This window comes from Polaromonas sp. (genome assembly GCF_030680935.1).
GTDB lineage: Bacteria > Pseudomonadota > Gammaproteobacteria > Burkholderiales > Burkholderiaceae_C > Polaromonas.
Genome location: NZ_JAUXUP010000050.1, coordinates 1 through 24,217, shown reverse-complemented (window position 1 = coordinate 24,217; position 24,217 = coordinate 1). Strand labels below are relative to the sequence as shown.

The following is a 24,217-nucleotide window of genomic DNA, read 5'->3' as shown; positions in this document are numbered from 1 at the left end:
CTGAATGACCTTGCCCCCAGCTTCAGCCCCTCACGTGTTCCCGCATGCGGTCAGCCGCCTGCGCGCCGCGCGCCTGGCGCGCAGCTCCAAACCTTTTCTGGCACGTGGCGGCCCGCGCGGTGAGCGCTGCGCTGGTTGCCGGCTGTTGCCCAGCCACTGCATCTGTGACTTGCGCCCCAACTTGCCCGTGCGCGCCGGTATGTGTCTGCTGATGGCCGACATTGAGCCGCTCAAGCCCAGCAACACCGGCTGGCTGGTGGCCGATGTGGTGGCCGACACCTTTGCGTTTGGTTGGGCGCGCACCGAGGTGGACCCTGCGCTGCTGGCCCTGCTGGCAGACCCGCAATGGCAGCCTTATCTGGTCTTCCCTGGCGAGTTTGTGGCGGCTGAGCGCGTGGCGACCGACGTGAAGGCTCTGGATGCCAGCAACAGCAAGCGCCCGCTGTTTGTGCTGCTGGACGCCACCTGGCCCGAGGCGCGCAAGATGTTTCGCAAAAGCCCTTACCTCGACAAGCTGCCGGTGCTGAGCCTGCAGAGCGATCAGCTCTCCAGCTACAAGCTGCGCCGCTCGCAGCGCGATGAACACTTCTGCACGTCTGAAGTGGCGGCGCTGTGCCTGGCGCTGGCCGGTGAGCTACATGCGGCGCAAACACTGGAGGCTTACCTGGATGTGTTCACCAGCCACTACCTGCGGGCCAAGCAGCAGTTGCCGGTGGATGGGGAAGACGCGCCGCACCAGCGGCTGCGGACACTGAGCAGGCGCTGAGTCCTGCGGCTGCATGCGGGACCATCGATGGCGGGTCGGGCCCGCAATGACACGCAGAATTCGCTACTGTTTTGATAGCTGTTTGCGCACACTGCGCAAGGGCTGAAGGCCGATTTGGCTACAAGTTTCTCCCCGGAGGGCCATGGGGCGACAATAAAGCCCCCAGCCGCCCACCCAAGAGCCCACCATGACCGACGACACCAAGCGCACGACCGAATCAAAAAAGGCGGCGCTGTGCGAATCCTGCGCCGGCATTCAGCAAAACTGGCGCAAGGCCCCCGGCCACCCCGAACTGGTGCAGGGCGGCAGCCGGCAAGAAACGCGGCGTGGCCATCTGGCCACCGTGACGCGTTACAGCTGCGCGCGCTGTGGCACCAACTGGGACTATGAAAACGACAAGTCCAACCTCAAGGCCGGCTGGTCAGTCGTAACCCGTTAGGCGACCCGCAGGCACCAGTTGCTCCTGTTTTTATAGCTGCTTGCGCTTGTCGATAAAGGGCTGCGGCCCGATTTGCCGTGCGGCTTTGACGCAGGCATAAAAAAAGACAGGTCAAAGCCTGTCTTTTTTATGTCGGCTTGCAGGCGGGCCTGCAAGCGCTGCGTGCAAGTTACTTGCTGCCGGCTGCTTTGACGTCGGCCTTGGCTTCTGCCTTGACTGCGTTGGTTTCAACTTTGGCAATGCCCTTGTCGGCAGCGGCTTTTGCCTTGACGGTTTCTACCTTGGCGTCTGCCTTGATGACGGTCTTGTCGGCTTTGGCATCGGCATTCGCGCTGGTTTTTTCAGCCTTGGCGGTAGCCTTGGTTTTGTCTTCCGCGTCGGCCTTGGCGGCTTTGGCTTGTGCCTTGGCCTTGGTCGTTTCGGACTTGGTCACGGCCTTTGTCTTCTTCTCAACGGCGGCGGCTTCTGCCTTTTCAACTTTGGTGTCGGCCTTGGCGTCTACCTTGGCTTCGCTTTTGACAGCGGCTGCCACGGCCTTGTCGGCCTTGGCTTCTGCCTTGACCGTAGCGGCGGTTGCCGGCACAGCAGGCACTGCTGGCGTAGCGGGGGCAGTGGCTTGTGCAAATGCAGAGCCGGCAACCAGGGTAGCGATCAGGGTAGCGAGTAATTTGTTCATGAGAGTCCTTTGGGTAATGGAGGGCAAGCGTTGTTGTGACCAGATGAAATCATGTGGATCAGGTGTTCAACGTGGTGCAGCGGCATGGTGATGACGCAATACACACTACGTTGCAATACAGCACCTGCGCTTTACATGGCGCCCGTCTTGAGCTTGCGCGTGAGGCTGAAAATGGGAACACAAGGCACCGGCCTACACCGCGCAACACCCAGACTGGTTAGCCTTGCTGGCTTGATGAACCTGTACACACCATGAAATTCGTGACCACATTGAGCATCACCGTCAACGACCACAAGCGTGGCCCGCCGCACTTGGGCCGCGTCTGTGCGCAGTCGATCAGCCCTGTGTGCCGCGTGGTGGGCGGCGGCAGGCCGCAGCCAGTTGCTGTGGCGGCAGACGTGGGCAAGGCGAGCTGATGCAGCGCCGGCAACTGCTGCATGCGGCGACGCGCCTGGCGCTGCTGGGCGGCGGCGCTTTCATGCTGCAACAGGCCCAGGCCCAGCCCAGCTACACCGTGACGGCCGAGCAGATGCGCGAGGCGCTGGCCAAAAAGTTTCCGCGTCGCTACAAGGCGGGCGGATTTCTGGCACTGGACATGCAGGCACCCGCGCTGCGCCTGCTGCCCAAAGAGAACCGGCTGGGCGCCGACATCCAGCTGGAGGCCAGCGGGCCCGCGCTGCCCGACCGCCATGCAGGCGTGTTTGATCTGGACTTTGCGCTGCGTTATGAGGCCAGCGACCAGTCGATTCGCGCACACCAGCTGAAAGTCAACACCTTGCGTTTTTCAGGCATGCCGCCGCGTCAGGCCGAGCTGCTGACGGCCTATGGCCCGGTGCTGGCCGAGCAGGCCCTGCGTGATGTAGTGCTGCACCAGCTGCGCCCGCAAGACCTGATGCTGGCCGACGGCCTGGGGCTGGAGCCCGGCACCATCACCGTGACGGCCAGGGGGCTGGTGGTGGGGTTTGTGAACAAGCCCGCGCGCTAGTTGCGCCCGACAAGCGCCATGTGTCGCCATGAGCGCCGCTATGTTATTGATAGCTGCTTGCGCACATATCACCTGGGCTACAGGCATATTTTTCTTCAAAGTCAAGCTCAAAGGCCTTTTTCCACCATGTCCAGCAGGCGCTGGCCGACCTGCTCCATCTGCGGTGCGATGACCGCCAGCGGGCCGTCGATGACCAGCATGGCCAGACCATGCACCGCCGACCAGGCCAGAAACTCGGCCCCGGGCCGGCGCTCGGTCGGCATGACGCCTGAGCTGACCAGCAAATCCAGCGCGGCGCCCAGCAGCTCAAACGGGTTGAGTCCGCTGGCGCCGGCGGTGGGGGCCTCGGGCGTGGCCTGGATCATCACCTCAGAGCGGGCAAACGCGGTGCGAAACAAACCGGTTTCGGCGCGCGCAAACCGCAGGTAGCCGGTGCCCACAGCGCGCACGCTGGCGCGGGCAAAGTCGGCGGGCGCGAGATCGGTTGAAACGGTGGCCAGCTCGGCCTCCATGGCGCCGGCCACCGCCGACAGCGCCGCCGCACGCACTGCCTGCAACAGCGCGTCGCGGCTGGCGAAGTGGCGGTAAGCCGCGTTGGGCGCTACGCCCGCGCGGCGTGTGGCTTCACGCAGCACCACCGCGTCGGGCCCGCCGGCGCGCGCCAAGTCCATCCCGGCCTCCAGCAGCACACGCCGCAGGTCGCCATGGCGGTAGGTGCTGCGGACTGCGAGGGGGTCAGGGGCCGATGTCATGGCTGCTTACATATTTATGTGGACAGCGTCCATTATGTTTGATACTCTCTTGTGGACGGTGTACACAAAAAGAGCTGCCGCCCGCTTTTGCGCGCCAGACCACTCACCCAACCAAACCCCCAAGGAGAAAACCCATGCCTTATATCGACGGATTTCTGGTGCCCGTTCCCCTCGACAAAAAAGAGGCCTACCTGGAAGTTGCCGCCAAGGCTGCTGCCATGTTCAAGGAGTTTGGCGCCACGCGCCTCGTGGAGTGCTGGGGCGACAACTTGCCCGACGGCAAGTTGACCGATTTCAAAATGTCAGTCAAAGCTGAAAAAACCGAGACCGTGGTGTTCTCGTGGATCGAGTGGCCATCAAAAGCCGACCGCGATGCGGGCCATGCAAAGTTCATGAGCGACCCGCGCATGAAAGAAATGGGCGATATGCCCTTCGACGGCAAGCGCATGGTTTTTGGCGGCTTTGAGACGCTGCTGGACGTGAAGTGAAGACCAGTATTTACAGCCCAACCCATTTGTCAAAAAGGAGACCCCCATGCAAGTTCAAGCCTACTTAAATTTCGCCGGCCGCTGCGAGGAAGCCCTTGAGTTCTACAAAAAGGCCGCAGGCGCCGAAGTCACCACCCTGATGCGCTGGAGCGACAGCCCCGACCCGGAGATGAAAGGGCCGCCGGGCTATGAGAAGAAGATCATGCATGCCGCCTTCAAGGTCGGTGAATCCACACTCATGGCCGACGACGGCATGGGGCAGCCAGGCAAGGCAGAGTTCAAGGGTGTGACGCTGGCCTTGTCGGCCGCGACCGACGCCGAAACGCAGCGGCTGTTTGAGGCGCTGGCCAGTGGCGGGTCGGTGCAGATGCCCCTGACTAAAACCTTCTGGACCTCTTCTTTCGGCATGCTGAGCGACAAGTTTGGCGTGCCGTGGATGGTCATGACGGCAAGCGCCTGACTCGGTCCGGAAGAGACGACTGCGGTGCGCCTGCGAAGCGCCGGAGCTTGATGAGCGCACGCCTGGGAAGCCCGACACTGGTCGGGGGGCGTTCACCGGCTGAAATGGGCCTGCCGGTCCCGGCCTGTGGACGCCCAGCGGCTTTCACACGATCCAGTTACAGTGGCGCTGGCCGGTGCAGCTTCATCGGCGCTTTCACTAAACAGGATTTCGATTTGCCAGACATTATTTCCATTGAAAAGCTCAGCAAGGTGTATGCCTCGGGCTTCCAGGCTCTCAAGTCGGTCGACCTCACTATCCGCCGCGGCGAGATTTTTGCGCTGCTCGGCCCCAACGGCGCGGGCAAAACCACACTGATCAACATCGTCTGCGGCATCGTCCGGCCCAGCTCTGGCCGCGTCATGGCGGACGGGCATGACATCGTGCGCGACTACCGCGCGGCGCGCGCCAAGATCGGCCTGGTGCCGCAGGAGCTGTCGACCGACGCTTTTGAAACTGTGTGGTCCACCGTGAGTTTCAGTCGTGGTCTGTTTGGCAAACCACCGAACCCCGCGCACATTGAAAAAGTGTTGCGCGACCTGTCGCTGTGGGACAAGAAAGACAGCAAGATCATGACGCTATCCGGCGGCATGAAGCGCCGGGTACTGATTGCCAAGGCGCTGTCGCACGAGCCGCAGATCCTGTTTCTCGACGAGCCCACCGCCGGCGTGGATGTCGAATTGCGCCAGGGCATGTGGGAGATGGTGCGCAAGCTGCGCGACAGCGGCGTCACCATCATCCTCACCACGCACTACATCGAAGAGGCCGAAGAAATGGCCGACCGCATTGGTGTCATCAACAAGGGCGAACTGATTGTGGTGGAGGACAAGGCGGTGCTGATGCGCAAACTTGGCAAGAAGCAGCTCACGCTGCAACTGCGCACGCCGCTGCAAACCGTGCCCGAGGCGCTGGCAGGGCTGCCGCTGGAGCTGGCCGAAGGCGGCCACACACTGGTCTACACCTTTGATACCCAGCGGGAAGAAACCGGCATCGGTGAACTGCTCAAACGGCTGGCCGACCTGGGCATCGACTTCAAGGACCTGCACTCGAGTGAAAGCTCGCTGGAAGACATCTTTGTCAGCCTGGTGCATGCCGGCAAACCGGCGCAAGCCCTGGAGGCCGCATGAACTGGCACGCCATCCGCGCGATTTACCGTTTTGAAATGGCGCGCACTTTCCGCACGCTGACGCAGTCCATCGCTTCGCCGGTGATTTCGACCTCTTTGTATTTTGTGGTGTTTGGCGCGGCGATTGGCTCACGCATGGGTGACATTGACGGCATCAGTTACGGAGCCTTCATCATCCCTGGCCTGATCATGCTGTCGCTGCTCAATGAAAGCATTTCCAATTCTGCCTTCGGCATCTACATGCCGAAATGGTCGGGCACGATTTACGAACTGCTGTCGGCGCCGGTCTCGTCCATTGAGGTGGTGATGGGTTATGTGGGTGCTGCAGCCAGCAAATCCGTTCTGCTGGGCCTGCTGATTCTGGCGACGGCACGGCTGTTTGTGCCCTACAGCATTGCGCATCCGTTCTGGATGTTGTGCTTTCTGCTGCTCACGGCCATCACCTTCAGTTTGTTCGGTTTCATCATCGGGCTGTGGGCAGACAACTTCCAGAAGTTGCAGATTGTGCCGCTGATGGTGGTGACGCCGCTGACCTTTCTGGGCGGCGCGTTTTACTCGATCAACATGCTGCCGCCGCTGTGGCAGAAGATTGCGCTGTTCAACCCGGTGGTCTACCTGATCAGTGGCTTTCGCTGGAGCTTTTACGGTGTGGCCGATGTGAATGTGGGTATCAGCGTGGCGGCCATTCTGGGTTTCCTGGCGCTTTGCCTGACAGCGGTGTGGTGGATTTTTCGCACCGGCTGGAAGCTCAAGGCCTGAAGACCCCGACTGTTCGACGAAGAAAAAGCGCCAGCCACAGATGTGGCTGGCGCTTTTTTTAGGGCTTGCCGCCAGCACCGGGTCACGGCGCTTGCAGACCTGAGCCGCGCTTACTTTTGCGGAACAAGGATCACGGTGTCGCCGGTGTTGCCTTTGGCGCCAGTAGCACCGGTAGAACCGGTCGAGCCAGTGGCACCGGTCGAGCCTGTAGCACCTGTGGCACCTGTAGCGCCAGTTGCGCCGCCGCTAGGGCCGGTTGCGCCCGTCGAGCCAGTGGAACCGGTAGCGCCTGTATAGCCGGTGGAGCCGGTAGAACCTGTGGAGCCGGTTGCGCCGGCAGGACCGGCAGGGCCGGGAACCGTCACAACAGCTGGAGTGGGTGTCACCACGGTGCGTTCGCAAGCGGTCAGGCCCAGGGTGGCCACCATAGCGGCCAGCAGTAGGGTGTATTTCATAGAAGTCCTTTAGAGTGTTCGGAAAATGCGCGCGGGTGTGTGCGCAGACAGTCTTCCCTGCCTCGGCCATGAACTGCCTAAAATTATTTCTGGGTAGATACAAAGGACGAACCTTGAACTTAGCCGCTGCCTTGAAGCTCTCCTGTAGGACGCCCGCACCAGTCCACGTCCCGAATTGGCGGGTGGGCATGGACCCTCCCGGCGTGCAAGCGCCCTTGAAACACCGGGCCGCAGCCTTCATGTCAGAGCCTTGATGGCCCCCGATCAGCCCTCTACGCTTCAAGCGAGAAAGACCCCCATGTCCACCGCCTCAAAAAGTCCTGTTCTCAAGATCAAGGCACTTGGGTTTCCCTGGGAGACCATGGACCCGTTTTTGTTTTGCGCCTACCACGACGACGCCTACCCGCGGGGCAATGCCGACATGGGGCCGGCGGCCTCGCTGGCAGGTCGCGCCATCGGCCAGGACTTCAGCCGCAAGGACGGCTGGAGCATGTACCACGGCGAGAAGGTGCCGGGCTTCCCGCCGCACCCGCACCGCGGTTTCGAGACTGTCACCATCGTGCGCAAAGGCCTGATTGACCACTCCGACTCGTTGGGGGCAACCGCGCGTTTTGGGCGCGGCGACGTGCAGTGGCTGACGGCCGGCAGGGGCATCGTGCACGCCGAGATGTTTCCGCTGCTCGATGAAAAAAACGACAACCCGCTTGAGCTGTTCCAGATCTGGCTGAACCTGCCGGCGCGCAGCAAAATGAGCGATCCGCACTTCACGATGTTCTGGTCGCAGGACATTCCACGGCTGACCGCCACGGATGCGCAAGGCCGCAGCACAGACATCGCGGTGATCGCCGGCCAACTGCGGGACGCCGGTGCGCCGCTGCCTCCGCCGCCCGACTCCTGGGCCGCGCAGGCGGATGCCGACGTGGCGATCTGGACGCTGCGCATGGCGCCGGGTGCACGCTGGATCTTGCCCGCTGCCACCGGCGAAGGCACGCGCCGCACGCTCTACTTCTTCAAGGGCCAGTCGGTGCATATCGGCGGCCAGGACATCACCGCTCCGGCAGCCATCGAGCTGCATACGGGGGTACCGGTGGAGCTGGCCAACGGCGACGTGGAAGCCGAGTTTTTGTTGCTGCAGGGCAAGCCGATTGCCGAGCCGGTGGCGCAATACGGCCCCTTCGTGATGAACACGCAAGCCGAGATTGCGCAGACCATGGCCGATTACCAGCGCACGCAATTTGGCGGCTGGTCATTTGACAGCGACACACCGGTGCACGGCCGCGACCCGACGCGGTTTGCGGTGCACCCGGACGGTCGCGAGGAAAGGCCGGCGCACAGCGAGACCCCATCGTCGGTGGTTTGACCGCCGCCTGCCGGATGCAGGGTCTGGCTCCAGCAGCGATACTGGTACATGACGGAAAAACTGCTTTATCTCTTGCAGCGTTTGCTACGCAAGACCTGGGTGCGTTGCGTGCTGTTTTCGCTGGTGGGCGTTCTTGCAGTGGGGTTGTCGATGCTGCTGGGTCCGTCGATCCCCGAAGACGTGGCGGTCAAGCTGGGCTCGGACGCCATAGGCAGCATCCTCAACATCATCGCCACCAGCATGCTGACGGTGACCATCTTCTCGGCCAGCACCATGGTGTCGTCGTTCACGGCGGTTGCCAGCAGCGCCACCCCGCGTGCATCGCAACTGATGATCGAGGACACGACCATCCAGAACACGCTGGCCACCTTCATAGGCGCTTTTCTCTACAGCGTGATTGCCCTGATCGGCCTGAACACCCGGATTTATGGCGGTGGTGGCAGGCTGGTGCTGTTTGGCTTCACCGTTGCGATCCTGCTGGTGGTGGTGATCGTGCTGCTCAGGTGGATCGACTACCTGTCGGTGCTGGGCAGGATGGGCGAGACGCTGCTGCGGGTCGAGAAAGCCATCATCAAGGCGATGGACCAGCGGCTGGCTCGCCCATGCCTGGGCGGCAAGCCGCCGCGACACGGGAGCCAGGGCCGCTACACCGTACTCGCCTCGGAAACCGGGTTTGTGCAACACGTGTCCATGGACATTCTTCAAAAGCTGGCTGAAGAAGAGGGCGGCGCGCTGCAGATTCATGTATTGCCCGGCGCCTTTGTCGAGCCCTCGGTCGTTATTGTCAGCAGCGACCGCCCCATGGATGAGGCCAGATGCCAGGCCGTGTGCAGTGCGGTGCTGATCGGCAATTCGCGGACCTTTGACCACGACCCGCGGTTTGGCCTGGTGGTGCTGGGTGAAATTGCCACGCGGGCCCTGTCGCCAGGCGTCAATGACCCCGGCACCGCGCTGGATGTGATGGCCACCAGTGTGCGGGTGCTGGCGCACTGGGCGCAGGGGCTGCGCCGTCAAGACGGGCCTGCCGAAGTGATGTTTGACCGCGTGAGTGCGCCACCGCTGGATGAGGCCGACATGCTGGACGATGTGTTTGTGCCCCTGGCCCGGTATGGCGCTACAGCTTCAGAGGTGGGCCTGGCACTGCAGCGGGCACTTGCGTCCATCGACCGCCTTGGCCACCCGGCGTTTGGGCAAGCCACCAAGCGCCTGTCGCGCTACGCCATTGAGCGCGCCGCGCACGCGGGTCTGTTCGAGGCGGACTTGCAGGGGCTGCGTGACGCCGCTGCAGAAGTGCGGCCCGCCAGACCCGTTTGAAGCCACCGATGCGGGTGCAAGTAAACTGGTAGTGCCTTCTGGCAGGGGCGGATGATTGTCACCCGCGCCGCATCTACACGAGGTTGTTTCATGGCGATTGGATGGCTGGCGGTATTGCAGATGGTTCCCTGGTCGGACGTGATCAAGAATGCGCCCAAGGTGGCCGACGGCGCCAAAAAACTCTGGAACGCAGTCGGCAAAAAGCCGCCCCAGGCCGACCCGCTGATGGACGCCGGCAACGCCGTGCCACTGTCACCGGAGGATCAAGCCGCCGCCGCCATGCAGGCGCGTGTGCTGGCACTGGAAAGCGCCGTACAGGACCTGCATGAACAGATGCTCGCATCGTCGGAGCTGATCAAGGACCTGGCCGAGCAGAACACCCAACTGATCCGGCGTGCGGAAACCCACCGGGTGCGCTTGCTGGCGCTGGCTGGTGTGACGGCGCTCGTCGCCGTTGTCGCGGTGATCGGCTTGACGCTGGCTTTGGCGCGCTGACCGGCTTAGCCCGAATTGTCCACGCAAAAAAAAGCGCCCTGAGGCGCTTTTTGGGGAGGGCCAGGTCGAATTACTTCGCGACGACCCGCACCATCTCCAGGCACTTGTTGGAGTAACCCCATTCGTTGTCGTACCAGGCCACCACCTTGATGAAGGTGCTGTCCAGTGCAATGCTGGCGTCGGCGTCAAACACGCTGGTGCAGGTTTCGCCGCGGAAGTCGGTGGCGACCACCTTGTCTTCGGTGTAGCCAAGGATGCCCTTGAGCGCGCCTTCGCTTTGCGCCTTCATTTCTGCGCAGATCTCTTTGAGCGTAGCTTCTTTGTTGAGCTCACAGGTCAGGTCCACCACCGACACGTCGGAGGTTGGCACGCGGAAGGACATACCGGTCAGCTTTTTGTTCAGCTCCGGGATCACCACGCCAACGGCCTTGGCCGCGCCCGTGCTCGAAGGAATGATGTTTTCCAGGATGCCGCGGCCGCCGCGCCAGTCCTTGTTGCTCGGGCCGTCCACGGTTTTCTGCGTGGCGGTCGCCGCGTGCACGGTGGTCATCAGGCCGCGCTTGATGCCCCATTTGTCATTGAGCACCTTGGCAATTGGGGCCAGGCAGTTGGTGGTGCAGCTCGCGTTGGAAATGATGGCCTGGCCGGCGTAGGTCTTGTCATTAACGCCGTAAACAAACATCGGTGTGTCGTCTTTCGACGGTGCCGAGAAGATGACTTTTTTCGCGCCGGCGGCCAGGTGTTTTTCGCCCGAGGCTTTGTCCAGGAAAAGGCCGGTGGCTTCGAGCACGATGTCGGCGCCGATTTCGTTCCACTTCAGGGCGGCGGGGTCACGCTCCTGAGTCAAACGGATTTTCTTGCCGTTGACGATCAGGGTGTTGCCCTCGACCGAAACATCGCCCTTGAAGCGGCCATGCACCGAGTCGTACTGCAGCATGTACTTGAGGTAGTCGGGCTCCAGCAGATCGTTGATACCAACGATTTCGATGTCGCTGAAATTCTGCACGGCGGCGCGCAAGACGTTGCGCCCGATGCGGCCGAAGCCGTTGATACCTAGTTTGATCGTCATCTGCTTTTGCTCCTGGAAGTTAACTCGGGGATGCCGTGACGGACCTGCTCCGCCACAACTGTCTTATTTCTTCAATACCTTGCGCACGGTGTCGGCCACGTTTTCGGGTGTGAAACCGAAGTGCTTGAACAGCACCGGTGCCGGCGCCGACTCACCATAGCTGTCGATGCCGACAACTGCGGCGCAGCCGTATTTCCACCAGCCGTCGGTGACGCCCATCTCGACCGCGATGCGGGGGATACCTTCTGGCAGCACCTGCGATTTGTAGGCGGTGGTCTGCTTGTCGAAGGTGGTGTTGCTGGGCATGGAGACCACACGCACGGCGATTTTGCGGGTGGCCAGCAGCTCCTGCGCCTTCAGCGCGAGCTGAACTTCAGAACCAGTGGCGATGATCACGGCTTGCGCCTTTTTGGCCAGGCCAACTTCCGCCGGCTCGGACAACACATAGGCGCCGCGGCTGATCTCGCCGAGGTCGTTCTTCGGGGCGTAGGGCAGGTTCTGGCGGCTCAGCAGCAGGGCGGTCGGCTTGTTCTTGTTCTGCAGCGCCACGGCCCAGGCCACGGCGGTTTCAGCGGTATCGCCCGGTCGCCAGACGTCGAGATTCGGGATCAGACGAAGGCTGGCGGCGTGTTCTATCGACTGGTGGGTCGGGCCGTCTTCACCGAGGCCAATGGAGTCGTGCGTGAACACGTGCACCACGCGGATTTTCATCAGCGCGGCCATGCGGATGGCGTTGCGGCTGTAGTCGCTGAAGGTCAGAAAGGTGCCGCCGTAAGGGATGTAGCCGCCATGCAGCGCAATGCCGTTCATGATGGCGGCCATGCCGAACTCGCGCACACCGTAATTGATGTGGCGGCCAATGACTTTGCCGCCTTCAGGCGTATCGTTCATCACCACATCGCCTGCCAGGTCGAAACGCAAGGCAGGCGTGCTTTTGGTGTTGGTCAGGTTGGAGCCGGTCAGGTCGGCCGACCCGCCCAGCATTTCGGGCAGACCAGCGGTGAACGCTTCCAGCGCGAGCTGCGAGGCTTTGCGAGAGGCCACGGTCTCGGCCTTGGTGTGGGCACCGACCACGGTGTCCACCGCGATCTGCGAAAACGCGCGCGGCAAGTCACCCTTCATGCGGCGGGTGAACTCTGCCGCCTGCTCGGGGTGCGCGACTTTGTAGGCCGCAAATTTGGCGTCCCAGTCGGCTTCGAGGGCCAGGCCTTTGGCCTTGGCGTCCCAGGCTTCGTAGGCTTCTTTGGGCATGTCGAAAGGCGGGTGGGTCCAGCCGAGTGCCTCGCGCGTAAGCCTGATTTCTTCGGCACCCAGTGGCTCGCCGTGGGCCTTGGCGGTGTTGGCGCGGTTCGGCGAACCTTTGCCGATATGGGTTTTGCAGACAATCAGCGTGGGTTTATCGGCGCTGTTTTTGGCATCTACCAGCGCGCGCGCGACCACATCCGCATCATGACCGTCGATCGGGCCGATCACATTCCAGCCGTAGGCCGCAAAACGCAGCGCAGTGTTGTCGATGAACCAGGGCGTGACCTGGCCGTCGATCGAAATACCGTTGTCGTCGTACAGCGCAATCAATTTGTTGAGCTTCCAGGCACCGGCCAGCGCGCAGGCCTCGTGGCTGATGCCCTCCATCAGGCAGCCGTCACCAAGGAAGACGTAGGTATGGTGGTCCACAATCGCGTGGTCGGGCTGGTTGAACTCTGTCGCCAGCAGCTTCTCGGCCAGTGCCATGCCGACCGCGTTGCTGACGCCCTGGCCCAGGGGGCCGGTGGTGGTTTCAATGCCGGGGGTGTAGCCGACCTCGGGGTGGCCCGGCGTTTTGCTGTGCAGCTGGCGGAAGTTTTTCAACTCACTCATTGGCAACGCGTAACCCGTCAGGTGCAGCAGCGCATAAATCAGCATGGAGCCGTGGCCGTTGGACAGCACAAAGCGGTCTCGGTTGAACCAGTTCGGGTTGTGCGGACTGTGCTTGAGGTGCCGGCCCCACAGCGCCACCGCCATGTCGGCCATGCCCATGGGCGCGCCCGGGTGGCCGGAGTTGGCCTGTTGCACGGCATCCATGGCCAGCGCCCGAATCGAATTGGCCATGAGGGATGAGGTGTTGTCAGCCATTGCGTGGGGTCCAGGTGGGTGGTGAGGCGGGTCAGCCAGATCCCGCTCGGGCAGGCCATTGGCGAATTGCCGCGAACACGGGAAAACCCCAGATTTTACGGGATGCGCCCTGCCCGGCATGCGCGGCCACAGCGCGCCGTCGCACGCATGGCAATCGCTATGAATTTAATAGCTGGTTGCGCACATGGAATAAGGGCCAGAGGCCTATTTGATGCATAAAGCAGAGATAATCGGCGAACCATGACCACCCAAGCCCTGATTCTGGCCGCCGGCCGCGGCGACCGCATGCGGCCCCTGACGGACCAAACACCCAAGCCCTTGCTGCGTGTGCATGGCAAAGCACTGATCGTCTGGCATCTCGAAAGCCTGGCGCGCGCTGGCGTCACCGACGTGGTGATCAACACCGCGTGGCTGGAAGAGCAGTTTCCTGCGGCGCTGGGCGATGGCCGTGCCTTCGGCCTGCGGATTTCCTGGTCGCACGAAGGGGCGCGTTTTGGCGGCGCGCTGGAAACCGCTGGTGGCATTGCCACCGCCTTGCCGTTGCTGCGGGACGCACCTTTCTGGCTGGTGGCTGGTGATGTCTTTATGCCGGGTTTTGATTTTCCAGCCGCTGATGCGCAGTGTTTTGCAGCCTCTTCTGCGCTGGCGCATATTTATCTGGTACCCAATCCGCCGCACAACCCGAAAGGGGACTTTGGCATCAGCCCGCATGGCCTGGCTTTGCCGCGCGCTGATGAACAGTTCACCTACAGCACGCTGGGGCTGTACCGGCCCGGCTTGTTCCTAGACACGCCAGCTGGCAAAAAGGCCGCACTGGCGCCCGTGCTTAGGCACGCCATGGACAGCGAGCTGGTGACAGCGGCGCTATATTCAGGGCCATGGACCGACGTGGGCACGCCCGAACGTCTGGCCGAACTCAACACCACTCGCTGAGAAGGCGCTTTACACATGACCACGATTTACGAGAAGCGCCGCGCCGCACTGGCGCGCGCACTGAAAGCGGCCGGCGGCGGTATCGCCCTGTTGCCCACCGCGCCTGAAGCGCCACGCAACCGCGACAGCGACTTTGCCTACCGCCACGACAGCTACTTCTATTACCTGACCGGTTTCACTGAGCCCGGCGCCTGGCTGACGGTGGAGGCCAGCGGCCGCAGCACGCTGTTTTGCAGGCCCAAAGACCTGGAGCGGGAGATCTGGGACGGCATTCGCCTCGGCCCCAAGGCTGCGCCGGCGGCACTGGGCGTGGACGCTGCTTTCGGCGCAGACATGCTCGAGGAAAAAATGCCGGCATTGCTGACCAACCAGAATGCGGTTTGGTTTCCGTTTGCCACGCACCAGGGGCTGGAAACCCAGGTGGATGGCTGGCTGGGCAAAGTGCGCGCGCGCATTCGTTTTGGCGCCGAATGCCCGCAGAGTCAGCACGATCTGTGCAAGGTGCTTGATGAGATGCGTCTGATCAAAGACGCCCACGAAGCAGCCATTTTGCGGCGCGCCGGAAAAATTTCTGCCGGTGCGCATGTGCGCGCCATGCAGACCTCGGCGGCCATGCTGCGCGCCGGCGTGAAGGGCGGGCTGCGCGAGTACCACCTGGAGGCCGAGCTGCTGCACGAGTTTCGCCGCCACGGCTCGCAGTACCCGGCCTACACCAGCATCGTCGCCGCCGGTGCCAACGCCTGCGTGCTGCATTACCGCGCCGGTGATGCGGAGCTCAAGGCAGGCGAGTTGTGCCTGATTGACGCGGGCTGCGAGCTCGACGGCTACGCCAGCGACATTACCCGCACCTTTCCGGCTGATGGCAAGTTCACGCCGACGCAACGCACGCTGTACGACATCGTGCTGGCCGCACAGGACGCCGCCGTGAAGGTGACCAAACCCGGCAAACGCTTTATGGACCCGCATGACGCCGCCACGCGCGTCTTGGCCCAGGGCATGCTGGACACCGGCCTGCTCGACAAGAAGAAACACGGCAAGGTCGATGACGTGCTGGAGTCCGGCGCCTACCGCCAGTTCTACATGCACCGTACCGGCCACTGGATGGGCATGGACGTGCACGACTGCGGCGACTACACAGAGCCTGGCAGCAAGCCGCGCGAGGAGCGCGACGCGCTGGGTCAGACCGTGATGCGCAAGCCCTCACGCATACTGCGGCCCGGCATGGTGACCACCATAGAGCCCGGCATTTATGTGCGCCCAGCCAAGGGTGTACCCAAAGAGTTCTGGAACATCGGCATACGGATTGAAGACGACGCGCTGGTCACCGACAAAGGCTGCGAGCTGATGACGCGCGGTGTGCCGGTGAAGGCTGATGAGATTGAGGCGTTGATGCGGGGGTGAGGGGACGACAGGATTACTCAGGCGCCAGCATGGCCGCAGCCCAGGGTGGCAGCCTCTTGGCCAGAATTGTTGTGTGGCCTGCCTTGCAGACCGCCAAAAGGTTCGGGCCGCCCCGCTCAATCTCGCCACCATCGTAGACAAAGGCCAGGTCTGCGAGGCGAACCACTTTTTTGAGGTTGGCCATGGTGCGCGGGTAACGCTCCAGAATACGTCGGGCAGGAACATGATGGCCGCCCTCTTGCACGCGTTGCCTCACGCGCGCCAGCAAATGCTGCGGATTGTTCACGGACACAATGTAGAGAACGACTTGGTAACCCAGCGATTGGGCGTGGCTGACAAGGCTCAGCTTGGATTCATGTGAGAAGACGGTCTCGCTCACAAATCCAACTTTGTCTTCCAGCAATGCCTGGCGCCGGGCATCGGCCCAGTCGCGCGCCGCCTCGGACCGCTTCTGCAAGTCCGGGATGTTTTGCAAATGAGTTGTCTCGTACAGATCAGCGTTCACAAACTCCAGTTCGCGGCCTAGGGTGCCGCTGTCAACCAAGGCGCGGTAGAGGGTGGACTTGCCAGCTCCGTTGGGGCCTGCGAGTAGGTGAAAAGTCGGCTGGGTCAAGCAGCGGACCGCTGCGCCGCCAACTGCCGGTTTTCCTCAACAATCCGGCGCACGTGGGCTTGCAGCGTGCCATTGGTGCTGATCTCCAGCATGCGCGCGGTCAAAGCATCCAGCGTGTCCGTCGCATCCGGCGACTTGCCGGCTGCGGCATGGAGCGCTTTGGGCCGAGCTTTGCGTGCTGAAGCCTCATACACCTCAATGGCCGTCTGCGCCTCTTGAACCGTCAAGCCCGAATGCTCGACCACCCGGCCCAGGGTGGCCCAGTATTCGATCTGGCCGGCTGCTGATCGGCGCAGGGGCTGGGCCGCTTCGCGGGCCTGCTCAACCAGGCTCAGCGGGAGTTTGACGGATGCGAAGTTGTTGGGGGTGGCCATGATGTTTAGCTCCTTTATGGCGCATTTTGCGCCATAAAGGCTGCCACTGCAACCAGGCGCATGGGCCCGAGCCTTCGCCTCCCAGGGCAGATGGCTGATTTATTGCTTGTCCGGAGGATGCCCGCCCCACTGCCTTTCCCGATCAAATCCGCTGCTGCGCCCCAATGGCGCGCCCAGGAGCTGCTGCTCATGAGCGAGGTGATGCGTCTGGTGGGCAAAAGCCTGGCGCCCGAGATCGTCATGCGGGAAATGCTGCACCTGATGTCGGAGCTGCTGGGCCTGAACCGGGGCCGCATCGTGCTGGCTGATTTTGTCGGCGACATTGCCCTGGAAGGGCTGGCCGACCGCAAGCCCGGTACCCGGCCTGCCGGTGCGCCCGCGCCCAGCTCAGCCATCCGTTATGCCTACGGCCTGACCAAAACCGAGATGGCGCGCGGCCGCTACGGACCGGGCGAAGGCATCACCGGCCGCGTGCTGGCAACGGCGCAGCCGATCATCGTGCAGGACATCGACGCCGAGCCGCAGTTTCTGGTGCGCGCTGTGGCGCGCGCACAGCTGCCGCCAGACATCGTGGCTTTTATCGCGCTGCCCATCGAGCTAAACACCCCGGCAGGCCGGGAAGTCATAGGCGTGCTGGCCTGTCACCGCATCCGCAGCCGCGACCGGCAGCTGGCGGACGACGTGGCGGTGCTCAAAATCCTCGCCACGCTGGCAGGCCAGTTGCTGCAGCTGCAGGCGCTGGTGGCAGAAAAAACGCGGGTGTTGCAGGCCAAAAACCAGCTGCTCACGCGCGCACTTGAAACAGCGGCCGCACGTTACGGCATCATCGGCACCTCGCCGGCGCTGCTGCAGGCGCTTGGCGAACTCGAACGCGTCTCGGAGGCCACAGCCAGTGTGCTGCTACTGGGTGAATCGGGCACCGGCAAGGAGTTGTTTGCACGCGCCGTCCACCTGTCCAGCCAGCGCCGCGACCAGCCTTTCATCAAGGTCAACTGCGCGGCGATACCGGACACGCTGTTTGAGTCCGAGCTGTTTGGTTATGAACGCGGCGCCTTCACTGGCGCGCAGACCGCGCGTGCCGGCTGGTTTGAACAGGCCGACCGCGGCACGATTTTTCTCGACGAGATCGGCGAAATGCCGCTGGCCATGCAGACCAAGCTGCTGCGCACGCTGCAGGAGGGCACCATCGTGCGCCTGGGTGGCAAACGTGAAGTCAGGGTGGCGGTGCGTGTGGTCGCAGCGACCAACCGCGACCTGGCGCAGGATGTGCTGGCAGGGACTTTCCGACGCGACCTGTTTTACCGGCTCAATGTGATCCCGATCCGCCTGCCTTCCCTGCGCGAGCGTCCTCAGGACATACGCGCGCTGGCCATTCATTTTTTAAGCCGCGTCAACCAGGCCAACCAGCGCAATGTGAGCCTGTCTGCGGCGGCCCTGGCCAGCCTCGAACAGCACCCCTGGCCCGGCAACATCCGCGAACTGGGCAATGTGATCGAGCGCCTGGTGCTGTTGACCGACAGCGCCATGGTTTCCGCCGAAGAGCTGCAGCGGTTTTTGCCGCACGAGCAGGACAGCAACACACCAGACCGGCCAGCAGGCGTGACGACCGTCCAGAAACCGGTCACTCCTGCGCCCGTGGTCCGTGACTACCAGGCAGCGCAATCGCACCCGGCGGCGCAACTGCAGCAAGCCTTGCACGACCATGGTGGCAACCAGTCGCGCGCAGCGCAGGCGCTGGGCCTGACCGTGCGGCAATTCAGCTACCGGCTGCGCAAGCTGGGTCTGCACAATGTCGACAATGTGTAGACATTGTGTCGGCATCAACCTGCAACCAGGTTTGCCGGAAATCTGATTTGCTATTAAATCGATAGCTGTTTGTACTGATCCACAAAGGGCTGCGGGCATTTTTTGTCAAACTTTTCAACCAGAGAAAGACGTGGCACGGCGGTTGCAATAAGGTGACAACGGCATGTGCCGTGACCCCATCTGGAGATTGCCATGACGACCGACAGCGTTCTTGTTTCCCCCGAACAACTCTCAAGCATGATGGGCGCCGAGCCGGTGGTCATCATCGACACACGCGACGCCGAGACCTATGCCGCCGGCCATTTGCCTGGCGCGGTCAACATGCGTGAAATCTTCACCTTTCTGGCCACTTCCACGGCAGAAGGCCTGACGGCGCTGAAGTCCACCTTTGCTGAACACTTTGGCGCTGTTGGGCTGTCGGGCGCCGAAACTGCGGTGTTTTATGAAGATGCGCTCAACAGTGGCTACGGCCAGTCTTGCCGTGGCTACTACTTGTTGACCTGGCTGGGCTACCCGAAGATCAAGGTGCTCAACGGCGGCTTCTCTGCCTGGAAAGCCCAGGGCCTGCCGGTCAGCGTCGAGGGGGCAACGCCCAAAGTTGCGGCTTTTCCGACCGACCTGGCGATGAGCGACGTGATGCTGACCAAGGACGATGTGGCAGCAGCGCTGAACACCGGCATTGCCCTGCTGGACGTGCGCGACATCGACGAATGGACGGGCGAAAGTTCTTCACCTTACGGCAAGGATTTTGCGCCGCGCAAAGGGCGCCTGCCGGGTGCCAAATGGATTGAGTGGTACCGCTTCATGAAGCCTTCTGCCCAGGGCCCGGTCTTCAAATCGCCGCTGGAAGTGCAGGCCGAATGTGCCACCGCCGGCATCTCTACCTCCGACACGGTGTACCTGTATTGCTTCAAGGGTGCGCGCGCCTCCAACACGTTTCTGGCGCTCAAGCAGGCCGGCTTTTCCGATGTGCGCATGTACTTTGGCTCGTGGAACGAGTGGTCGCGCGACGACTCGCTGCCAATTGAAACCGAAGCGCCGGTGATCAAGCCCAGGGCGCCTGCGCTGGCCCTGGCCGCCTGACATCCCACATGTTTGCCGCTTGCCGTGATGGCCCATCGCGGCAAGCACTGATTCACACACTTTCTCACTCTATTTTCAGGAGACACCATGACTGTGGCCGACGCAATTGAAAACACCACCCCAACCACGGTAAAAGCCTACTTGAAGCCGATTGACGCCGAGGGGCTGGCTGCCTTCGCCGCCAAGGGCCGCGCCAACCCGACTTCGCGCGGTACGAACAAGGTCCGCACCGAGATGAAGGGCATGTACCGCTCGCTCAGTTATGTGGGAGATCACCAGCCCGTGGTGGTGGACGAACCGCTGCACCTGTTCGGCGAGAACACCGCGCCTGCACCCGGCGAGATAGTGCTGTCGGGCCTGGGCGGCTGCCTGGCGGTTGGCATCACGGCGGTAGCGACGTGGAAGCAGGTCAAGCTGTCGAAGCTGGAAATCTTCATGGAAGGCGACATCGGCAACCCGGCGGCCTGGGGTGCGGGCGGCGCACTCAAGGAAGCGAAGGACATGGGCTTTCAGGCGATTCGGGTGAAGGTGCTGGTTGAGGGCGACGCCAGCCGCGAGGTACTGGACGAGATCGTGCAGCACGCCAACTTCTACTCGCCTGTGGCCAACAGCATGCGCAACCCGATTGCCTTCGAGATTGCGCTGGGGTGACGTACCCCACGGTTACTCCCTTCGTGTAGATCCCTGCCTCCGACCACACTGGAATTTTTATGGAAGTCCTGGAACGCGCTACCGAAATCGCCGCCGCCGAGGGCAACGCGTCTGCGCTGCTGCAGGCCGTGCGCGCGCTGGCCGATGGTCCGCTGGCCGAACTGGCCGACGATATTGACCGGCGCGGGATTTACCCCAAATCCATCCTGCAGCGACTTGGTGAGCTTGGTGCGCTGAGTGCGCACATACAGCGCACTCGGGCACCGGCCGACTACGGACTGGCGATACGCCTGATGGCAGAGGTCTCACGCGTGTGCGGCGCCACCGGCTTCATGGTGTGGTGCCATGAAGTGTGCGGCGTGTACATGGAGCAATCCGGCAACCCGGCGCTGATGGGCGATCGTCTGGAGCAGCACAACCGGGGCCAGACACTGGGCGCTACGGGCATGTCCAACCCGATGAAAACCTTTGCCGGCATCGAGACGTTTCTGCTGCACGCCAGCAAGACCGACGGTGGCTACCTTGTCAATGGCACCTTGCCCTGGGTCAGCAATCTGGGCCCGGATCATTACTTCGGCGCGGTGGCCGATGTGGCGCAGCCAGACCCCGATGCCGCAAAAACAGAAATCATGTTCCTGGTGCGTTGTGATGCCCCCGGAGTGGAGCTGCGCAACTGCCCGTCGTTCTCGGCGATGGAAGGCACGAACACCTGGGCGGTTCGCCTGACCGATTATTTTGTCGGCGCGGACGCACTGATTGCCGATCCGGTGCGCCCCTTTATCGGTCGCATCCGCGCCGCCTTCATCCTGCTGCAGACCGGCATGGGCCTGGGAGTGGCGCAGGGCGCTATCGACTCGATGTGGCAGGTCGAGCGGCAGCTCGGGCATGTCAATGAATTTCTGGAAGACCGGCCGGACGATCTGCAAGCTGAGCTTGATGGGCTCAGCGCGCGCATCATGACGCTGGCGCAAACGCCTTTTGGCAGTGACAGGGAGTTTTTGATCGACGTACTGGACGCGCGCGCCCATGCATCAGAGCTCGCCCTGCGGGCTGCACAATCTGCCCTGTTGCATCAGGGTGCACGCGGTTACCTGATGACATCGGACGTGCAGCGGCGCGTGCGCGAGTCGCACTTTGTGGCGATTGTCACGCCGGCCATCAAACACCTGCGCAAGGAAATCGCCCGGCTGAGCGCCGAGGAGCAGCCGGCATGATCCTGCCTCCGCAAGCTGCGCCCGCCAGGAATACAGACGCCTCGGGGTTGCCCTGGCAACTGTTTATCTGCCGGGCTTGCGGTCTGATTTACGACGAAGGCAAAGGCGATGCCGACAGCGGGCTGGCGCCGGGTACCCGGTTTGCCGATATTCCTCAGGACTGGGCCTGCCCGCTATGCGGCGTGACAAAGTCAGACTTCGAGCCCTATGTCGCCGAGCAGCCTGCGCGTCAGGCCAAACCGACCGCCGAAAGACGTGCCACAAGCGCCGCCGCGCGGAACAAAGCGGGCACGGTCATCGTGGGGGCAGGGCGCGCCGGGTGGCAGATGGCGCAAGCCCTGCGAGAACGTGATGCCGACATACCCATCACCTTGGTGACCGCCTGCAACGGCGATGTGTACGACAAGCCCATGCTGTCGGTGGCCATTGCACGCGGCATGGCGGTGGACAAGCTGGCGCGCGAAAACGGCGCCCAGGCGGCACAACGGCTGGGGGTGCGGCTGTTGGCACACACGCAAGCCATCAGCATCACACCGGACAGCCGGCAGCTGCGCACCACCCGTGGCACGCTGCGCTACCGGCATCTGGTGCTGGCGCACGGCGCACGGGCCCGTTCGCTGCCACAGTTGCCCGACGCGCTGTGCTGGCGCGTCAATCATTTGCAGGTTTACAACCGGTTTCGCCGGGCCCTGGGCGAGCGCGCACAACGTATCGCCATCGTGGGCGCCGGGCTGATCGGATCGGAAATGGCCAATGACCTCGCGCTGGCTGGACATCAGGTCACGCTGCTGGACGTACAAACCCGGCCGATTGCAAGCAATCTGTCTGATGTTCAATCACAGCAATTGCTGGATGCCTGGTGCGACTTGCCTCTGCACTTTGTGGGTGGGGTGCAGGTGCGCGAAGTCCGGTCGGTGCCGCCTTCCGCGCAAGGCGACAAGCAAGTTTTCACTGAGAGGGGTCAGGTGTTCACAGTGCATCACATTCTGGTGGCCGCAGGTCTGCAAACGCCAAACCGCCTGGCGGCCAGTGCTGGTCTGGCATGGAACATGGGTATTGACGTCGGGCCCGATACGCTGGCCACCAGTGTCGAGGGCATTCACGCCCTGGGAGACTGCATTTCCATCGCGGGAAAGGTCAGCCGTTTTATCGAGCCGATTGGCCGTCAGGCGCAGGCGGCGGCGGCTGGAATACTGGGTCAGGCACTGCAGCCATTTCAGCAAACACCGGTGCCACTGCGGGTGAAAACCAGCTCTCTGCCCTTCACGCTCTGAGCGCCCTGGCGGGCGTCAGCCTGGACCGTCTGCCGGTCCAGCAGGCCAGTGCTCAACCACCACGCCACGCGTTGGCCCGCCGACCGGCGCCTCGGATATGGTCAGCACCAGTGAGCGGTCGCCAGCGCTTACCCGGATCTGCACCGGCAGCGCACCGGCTGGCGCGCCGGTGGCCACAAATGAACGGCTGCCGGGATCAAAGCGCAGCCAATCGGGTAGCGGAGCGCCCGTTGGCGTGGTGGCCTGAAGGGGCCCTCCACCGAGCAAATCCGCAGGCAGCGAGAACCGGAATCCGCTGCCCGAACCGTCCGGCGCACTGCTCACTGTGACAGAAGCGCTACCGGCCTGCTGCCCTGTCGGCTCACGCAACATCGTGAAGTCCGTCGCGCTGCCACCCGACGCAGTCGGGTTGCTCTCCAGCAGGGCGTTGGCACTCGCTACCGTCACGCCAGAAGCGGCAAAGGACTTGGGCAGCGCTGGCAAAGCCGTCGGCGCGGGAAACAGCCCACCAGTGAACGAGGACAAGTCCCGGATGCTGGCGGTTGTTCTGGCTGTGCTGTCCAGCAGCGTGTAATTGTCAGACGAGTCACCACCCAGGGAAATGCCGGTGATGAAGACCGTTTTGTTGCGGCCCACGGCGGAATTCTCAAAATTGCCGGTAGCCGTGCGCACATTCAGCCTATCGCCCAAAACCATGTTGGAAAAACCAGCCGCGCCAGAATTGAGCGTAGCGCTGGTGTTGCCATCGACCGTCTTGTCCGACGCCACAATACCCGTCACACCGGTGATGCCGCGGCGTTCAATGGTAAGCAGGCCATTGTTCAGCACCAGCGTGTAATTTTCATTGTTGGTGGCGGTCGGCGTAATCGCGATCCGGCCTGCGGCCACGGGCGTGTTGAACACCGCTGTTGTGCTGCGGGAAACGCCAACGCTGGCTGCCGTGTCGCCGTCAATCAAGCCGGTCGTCGAACCTGTGAACACGGGGTTGGCATCACCGTAGACACGGGTGGCATCATCGGTATTGATCGTCAGGGTGGGGGCAATCCGGTACAGGAACATGTTGGCGCTGCCACCGGGGGTGAAGCTGGAGGACGTGTTGTAGCGCTTGCTGTAGCCGGTCACACCTTCCGTCGTGGAGGCCGGATCACCGCTGTACACCAGGTAGCGACCCGACACCGCGCTGATGCCATTGGCGCCTGCGTTGTTGACCAGCTTTCCCCCCGTACTGGTTCCAGCCGCGTTGCTGCTGCCCGCCTTGAGCCCAATGGCGTCGCCCGTGCCGTTTGAAGTCACGGCATTGGCCAGTGTGAGATCCGACGCGGCGCCTGTGGTTTCAATTTTGGCGGCAACGGCGGTGGTGACGCCCACCACACCGGCCACAGTACCCACGGTCAGCGCGCCAGCCTGGCTGTAATCAATGCTGCCGGTGTTGGCCGCCAGCGTGGTTACCGCGTTGCTGGCGTGGCGCAGGTTGTGGTCGCCGCCGGTGCCGGTCAGCGCCAGCCCTGACGCACTGATCGCGCCCGACTGGGTCACGGCACCGCCCGCGGACAGGGTGGCATTGCCAGTGGTG

General features: G+C 62.8%; 26 protein-coding genes. 18 read left to right on the top strand and 8 right to left on the bottom strand.

Translation table 11 applies throughout. The features are described 5' to 3' along the window. Positions 1 to 4: 4 nt before the first annotated feature. Both Q8L50_RS13120 and Q8L50_RS13115 read left to right on the top strand, forming a co-directional pair. Positions 5 to 766 (top strand): tRNA-uridine aminocarboxypropyltransferase, encoded by a 762-nt coding sequence (locus Q8L50_RS13120; protein ID WP_305349082.1) that lies wholly within the window; start codon positions 5 to 7, stop codon positions 764 to 766. Between the two features lie 187 nt (positions 767 to 953). Then, positions 954 to 1,205 (top strand): hypothetical protein, encoded by a 252-nt coding sequence (locus Q8L50_RS13115; protein ID WP_305349081.1) that lies wholly within the window; start codon positions 954 to 956, stop codon positions 1,203 to 1,205. Positions 1,206 to 1,374: 169 nt separating this feature from the next. Here the strand turns inward: Q8L50_RS13115 and Q8L50_RS13110 are convergent, their stop codons facing one another. Further along, complete coding sequence (locus Q8L50_RS13110) at positions 1,375 to 1,881, bottom strand: hypothetical protein (RefSeq protein ID WP_305349080.1); 507 nt, start codon at positions 1,879 to 1,881, stop codon at positions 1,375 to 1,377. 251 nt (positions 1,882 to 2,132) lie between these two features. Here Q8L50_RS13110 and Q8L50_RS13105 point away from each other — a divergent pair, with 251 nt between their 5' ends. Continuing rightward, positions 2,133 to 2,297 carry a hypothetical protein gene (locus Q8L50_RS13105; RefSeq protein WP_305349079.1) on the top strand — a complete coding sequence of 55 codons (165 nt, stop codon included), beginning with the start codon at positions 2,133 to 2,135 and terminating at the stop codon, positions 2,295 to 2,297. After that, entirely contained in the window at positions 2,297 to 2,866 is a 570-nt protein-coding gene (locus tag Q8L50_RS13100) for a DUF1439 domain-containing protein (protein WP_305349078.1), read from the top strand. Before Q8L50_RS13105 ends, Q8L50_RS13100 begins: the two co-directional genes overlap by 1 nt. 107 nt (positions 2,867 to 2,973) lie before the next feature. Here Q8L50_RS13100 and Q8L50_RS13095 read toward each other — a convergent pair whose 3' ends face one another. Beyond that, positions 2,974 to 3,618: a TetR/AcrR family transcriptional regulator gene (locus Q8L50_RS13095; protein ID WP_305349077.1), complete on the bottom strand. Its 645-nt coding sequence runs from the start codon at positions 3,616 to 3,618 to the stop codon at positions 2,974 to 2,976. Positions 3,619 to 3,752: 134 nt separating this feature from the next. Between Q8L50_RS13095 and Q8L50_RS13090 the strand changes: the two genes are divergently transcribed. From Q8L50_RS13090 to Q8L50_RS13075, 4 genes are all read left to right on the top strand, one after another. Then, a complete protein-coding gene (locus Q8L50_RS13090) occupies positions 3,753 to 4,106 on the top strand; it encodes a DUF1428 domain-containing protein (protein ID WP_305349076.1) in 354 nt (117 codons plus the stop codon). Between the two features lie 46 nt (positions 4,107 to 4,152). Continuing rightward, positions 4,153 to 4,566 (top strand): VOC family protein, encoded by a 414-nt coding sequence (locus Q8L50_RS13085; protein WP_305349075.1) that lies wholly within the window; start codon positions 4,153 to 4,155, stop codon positions 4,564 to 4,566. A gap of 215 nt (positions 4,567 to 4,781) precedes the next feature. Continuing rightward, the gene (locus tag Q8L50_RS13080) at positions 4,782 to 5,732 is read left to right on the top strand and encodes an ABC transporter ATP-binding protein (RefSeq protein WP_305349074.1); all 951 of its coding nucleotides are present in this window, start codon (positions 4,782 to 4,784) and stop codon (positions 5,730 to 5,732) included. Next, positions 5,729 to 6,490, top strand: a complete 762-nt coding sequence (locus Q8L50_RS13075) for an ABC transporter permease (protein WP_305349073.1) — start codon at positions 5,729 to 5,731, stop codon at positions 6,488 to 6,490. Before Q8L50_RS13080 ends, Q8L50_RS13075 begins: the two co-directional genes overlap by 4 nt. A 110-nt stretch (positions 6,491 to 6,600) precedes the next feature. Here the strand turns inward: Q8L50_RS13075 and Q8L50_RS13070 are convergent, their stop codons facing one another. Beyond that, on the bottom strand, positions 6,601 to 6,945 hold the full coding sequence (locus Q8L50_RS13070) for a collagen-like protein (RefSeq protein WP_305349072.1): 345 nt from the start codon (positions 6,943 to 6,945) through the stop codon (positions 6,601 to 6,603). 298 nt (positions 6,946 to 7,243) lie between these two features. On the opposite strand from Q8L50_RS13070, the gene Q8L50_RS13065 reads away from it, so the two are divergent. From Q8L50_RS13065 to Q8L50_RS13055, 3 genes are all read left to right on the top strand, one after another. Continuing rightward, positions 7,244 to 8,305: a pirin family protein gene (locus tag Q8L50_RS13065; protein ID WP_305349071.1), complete on the top strand. Its 1,062-nt coding sequence runs from the start codon at positions 7,244 to 7,246 to the stop codon at positions 8,303 to 8,305. Positions 8,306 to 8,353: 48 nt separating this feature from the next. Continuing rightward, positions 8,354 to 9,619, top strand: coding sequence for a DUF2254 domain-containing protein (locus Q8L50_RS13060; protein ID WP_305349070.1), 1,266 nt, complete (start codon positions 8,354 to 8,356; stop codon positions 9,617 to 9,619). 90 nt (positions 9,620 to 9,709) lie between these two features. Continuing rightward, entirely contained in the window at positions 9,710 to 10,114 is a 405-nt protein-coding gene (locus tag Q8L50_RS13055; RefSeq protein WP_305349069.1) for a hypothetical protein, read from the top strand. Positions 10,115 to 10,184: 70 nt separating this feature from the next. On the opposite strand, the gene gap is transcribed toward Q8L50_RS13055, so the two are convergent. Both gap and tkt read right to left on the bottom strand, forming a co-directional pair. After that, complete coding sequence (gene gap, locus Q8L50_RS13050; protein ID WP_305349068.1) at positions 10,185 to 11,183, bottom strand: type I glyceraldehyde-3-phosphate dehydrogenase; 999 nt, start codon at positions 11,181 to 11,183, stop codon at positions 10,185 to 10,187. 63 nt (positions 11,184 to 11,246) lie between these two features. Beyond that, positions 11,247 to 13,295 (bottom strand): transketolase, encoded by a 2,049-nt coding sequence (gene tkt / locus Q8L50_RS13045; RefSeq protein ID WP_305349067.1) that lies wholly within the window; start codon positions 13,293 to 13,295, stop codon positions 11,247 to 11,249. Positions 13,296 to 13,535: 240 nt separating this feature from the next. Here tkt and murU point away from each other — a divergent pair, with 240 nt between their 5' ends. Together murU and Q8L50_RS13035 are read left to right on the top strand one after the other, a co-directional pair. Continuing rightward, complete coding sequence (murU, locus tag Q8L50_RS13040; RefSeq protein ID WP_305349066.1) at positions 13,536 to 14,228, top strand: N-acetylmuramate alpha-1-phosphate uridylyltransferase MurU; 693 nt, start codon at positions 13,536 to 13,538, stop codon at positions 14,226 to 14,228. A gap of 15 nt (positions 14,229 to 14,243) precedes the next feature. Beyond that, positions 14,244 to 15,629: an aminopeptidase P N-terminal domain-containing protein gene (locus tag Q8L50_RS13035; protein WP_305349065.1), complete on the top strand. Its 1,386-nt coding sequence runs from the start codon at positions 14,244 to 14,246 to the stop codon at positions 15,627 to 15,629. A 13-nt stretch (positions 15,630 to 15,642) separates the two neighbouring features. Here the strand turns inward: Q8L50_RS13035 and Q8L50_RS13030 are convergent, their stop codons facing one another. Both Q8L50_RS13030 and Q8L50_RS13025 read right to left on the bottom strand, forming a co-directional pair. Beyond that, positions 15,643 to 16,242, bottom strand: coding sequence for a zeta toxin family protein (locus tag Q8L50_RS13030; RefSeq protein ID WP_305349064.1), 600 nt, complete (start codon positions 16,240 to 16,242; stop codon positions 15,643 to 15,645). Next, the gene (locus Q8L50_RS13025) at positions 16,239 to 16,616 is read right to left on the bottom strand and encodes a hypothetical protein (protein WP_305349063.1); all 378 of its coding nucleotides are present in this window, start codon (positions 16,614 to 16,616) and stop codon (positions 16,239 to 16,241) included. Before Q8L50_RS13025 ends, Q8L50_RS13030 begins: the two co-directional genes overlap by 4 nt. A 117-nt stretch (positions 16,617 to 16,733) precedes the next feature. On the opposite strand from Q8L50_RS13025, the gene Q8L50_RS13020 reads away from it, so the two are divergent. The 5 genes from Q8L50_RS13020 to Q8L50_RS13000 all read left to right on the top strand — a co-directional run bounded on the left by Q8L50_RS13020 (position 16,734) and on the right by Q8L50_RS13000 (position 22,644). Next, entirely contained in the window at positions 16,734 to 18,422 is a 1,689-nt protein-coding gene (locus Q8L50_RS13020) for a sigma 54-interacting transcriptional regulator (protein ID WP_305349062.1), read from the top strand. A 192-nt stretch (positions 18,423 to 18,614) separates the two neighbouring features. Further along, a complete protein-coding gene (locus tag Q8L50_RS13015) occupies positions 18,615 to 19,505 on the top strand; it encodes a sulfurtransferase (RefSeq protein ID WP_305349061.1) in 891 nt (296 codons plus the stop codon). Between the two features lie 87 nt (positions 19,506 to 19,592). Next, positions 19,593 to 20,156, top strand: a complete 564-nt coding sequence (locus Q8L50_RS13010; protein ID WP_305349060.1) for an OsmC family protein — start codon at positions 19,593 to 19,595, stop codon at positions 20,154 to 20,156. A gap of 59 nt (positions 20,157 to 20,215) precedes the next feature. Beyond that, positions 20,216 to 21,370: an acyl-CoA dehydrogenase family protein gene (locus Q8L50_RS13005; protein ID WP_305349059.1), complete on the top strand. Its 1,155-nt coding sequence runs from the start codon at positions 20,216 to 20,218 to the stop codon at positions 21,368 to 21,370. Next, positions 21,367 to 22,644, top strand: coding sequence for an FAD-dependent oxidoreductase (locus tag Q8L50_RS13000; protein ID WP_305349058.1), 1,278 nt, complete (start codon positions 21,367 to 21,369; stop codon positions 22,642 to 22,644). Before Q8L50_RS13005 ends, Q8L50_RS13000 begins: the two co-directional genes overlap by 4 nt. A gap of 15 nt (positions 22,645 to 22,659) precedes the next feature. Here the strand turns inward: Q8L50_RS13000 and Q8L50_RS12995 are convergent. Then, positions 22,660 to 24,217: MBG domain-containing protein (locus tag Q8L50_RS12995; RefSeq protein WP_305349057.1), on the bottom strand; the 1,558-nt coding region annotated here is incomplete at its 5' end.

Coding starts and splice junctions, on each gene's coding strand:
- Q8L50_RS13020 (WP_305349062.1), top strand. CDS start 16,734: ATGCCCGCCCCACTGCCTTTCCCGATCAAATCCGCTGCTGCGCCCCAA.
- Q8L50_RS13110 (WP_305349080.1), bottom strand. CDS start 1,881: ATGAACAAATTACTCGCTACCCTGATCGCTACCCTGGTTGCCGGCTCT.
- Q8L50_RS13060 (WP_305349070.1), top strand. CDS start 8,354: ATGACGGAAAAACTGCTTTATCTCTTGCAGCGTTTGCTACGCAAGACC.
- Q8L50_RS13100 (WP_305349078.1), top strand. CDS start 2,297: ATGCAGCGCCGGCAACTGCTGCATGCGGCGACGCGCCTGGCGCTGCTG.
- Q8L50_RS13065 (WP_305349071.1), top strand. CDS start 7,244: ATGTCCACCGCCTCAAAAAGTCCTGTTCTCAAGATCAAGGCACTTGGG.
- Q8L50_RS13005 (WP_305349059.1), top strand. CDS start 20,216: ATGGAAGTCCTGGAACGCGCTACCGAAATCGCCGCCGCCGAGGGCAAC.
- tkt (WP_305349067.1), bottom strand. CDS start 13,295: ATGGCTGACAACACCTCATCCCTCATGGCCAATTCGATTCGGGCGCTG.
- Q8L50_RS13115 (WP_305349081.1), top strand. CDS start 954: ATGACCGACGACACCAAGCGCACGACCGAATCAAAAAAGGCGGCGCTG.
- murU (WP_305349066.1), top strand. CDS start 13,536: ATGACCACCCAAGCCCTGATTCTGGCCGCCGGCCGCGGCGACCGCATG.
- Q8L50_RS13120 (WP_305349082.1), top strand. CDS start 5: ATGACCTTGCCCCCAGCTTCAGCCCCTCACGTGTTCCCGCATGCGGTC.
- Q8L50_RS13090 (WP_305349076.1), top strand. CDS start 3,753: ATGCCTTATATCGACGGATTTCTGGTGCCCGTTCCCCTCGACAAAAAA.
- Q8L50_RS13075 (WP_305349073.1), top strand. CDS start 5,729: ATGAACTGGCACGCCATCCGCGCGATTTACCGTTTTGAAATGGCGCGC.
- Q8L50_RS13000 (WP_305349058.1), top strand. CDS start 21,367: ATGATCCTGCCTCCGCAAGCTGCGCCCGCCAGGAATACAGACGCCTCG.
- Q8L50_RS13070 (WP_305349072.1), bottom strand. CDS start 6,945: ATGAAATACACCCTACTGCTGGCCGCTATGGTGGCCACCCTGGGCCTG.
- gap (WP_305349068.1), bottom strand. CDS start 11,183: ATGACGATCAAACTAGGTATCAACGGCTTCGGCCGCATCGGGCGCAAC.
- Q8L50_RS13085 (WP_305349075.1), top strand. CDS start 4,153: ATGCAAGTTCAAGCCTACTTAAATTTCGCCGGCCGCTGCGAGGAAGCC.
- Q8L50_RS13035 (WP_305349065.1), top strand. CDS start 14,244: ATGACCACGATTTACGAGAAGCGCCGCGCCGCACTGGCGCGCGCACTG.
- Q8L50_RS13010 (WP_305349060.1), top strand. CDS start 19,593: ATGACTGTGGCCGACGCAATTGAAAACACCACCCCAACCACGGTAAAA.
- Q8L50_RS13015 (WP_305349061.1), top strand. CDS start 18,615: ATGACGACCGACAGCGTTCTTGTTTCCCCCGAACAACTCTCAAGCATG.
- Q8L50_RS13025 (WP_305349063.1), bottom strand. CDS start 16,616: ATGGCCACCCCCAACAACTTCGCATCCGTCAAACTCCCGCTGAGCCTG.
- Q8L50_RS13105 (WP_305349079.1), top strand. CDS start 2,133: ATGAAATTCGTGACCACATTGAGCATCACCGTCAACGACCACAAGCGT.
- Q8L50_RS13055 (WP_305349069.1), top strand. CDS start 9,710: ATGGCGATTGGATGGCTGGCGGTATTGCAGATGGTTCCCTGGTCGGAC.
- Q8L50_RS13095 (WP_305349077.1), bottom strand. CDS start 3,618: ATGACATCGGCCCCTGACCCCCTCGCAGTCCGCAGCACCTACCGCCAT.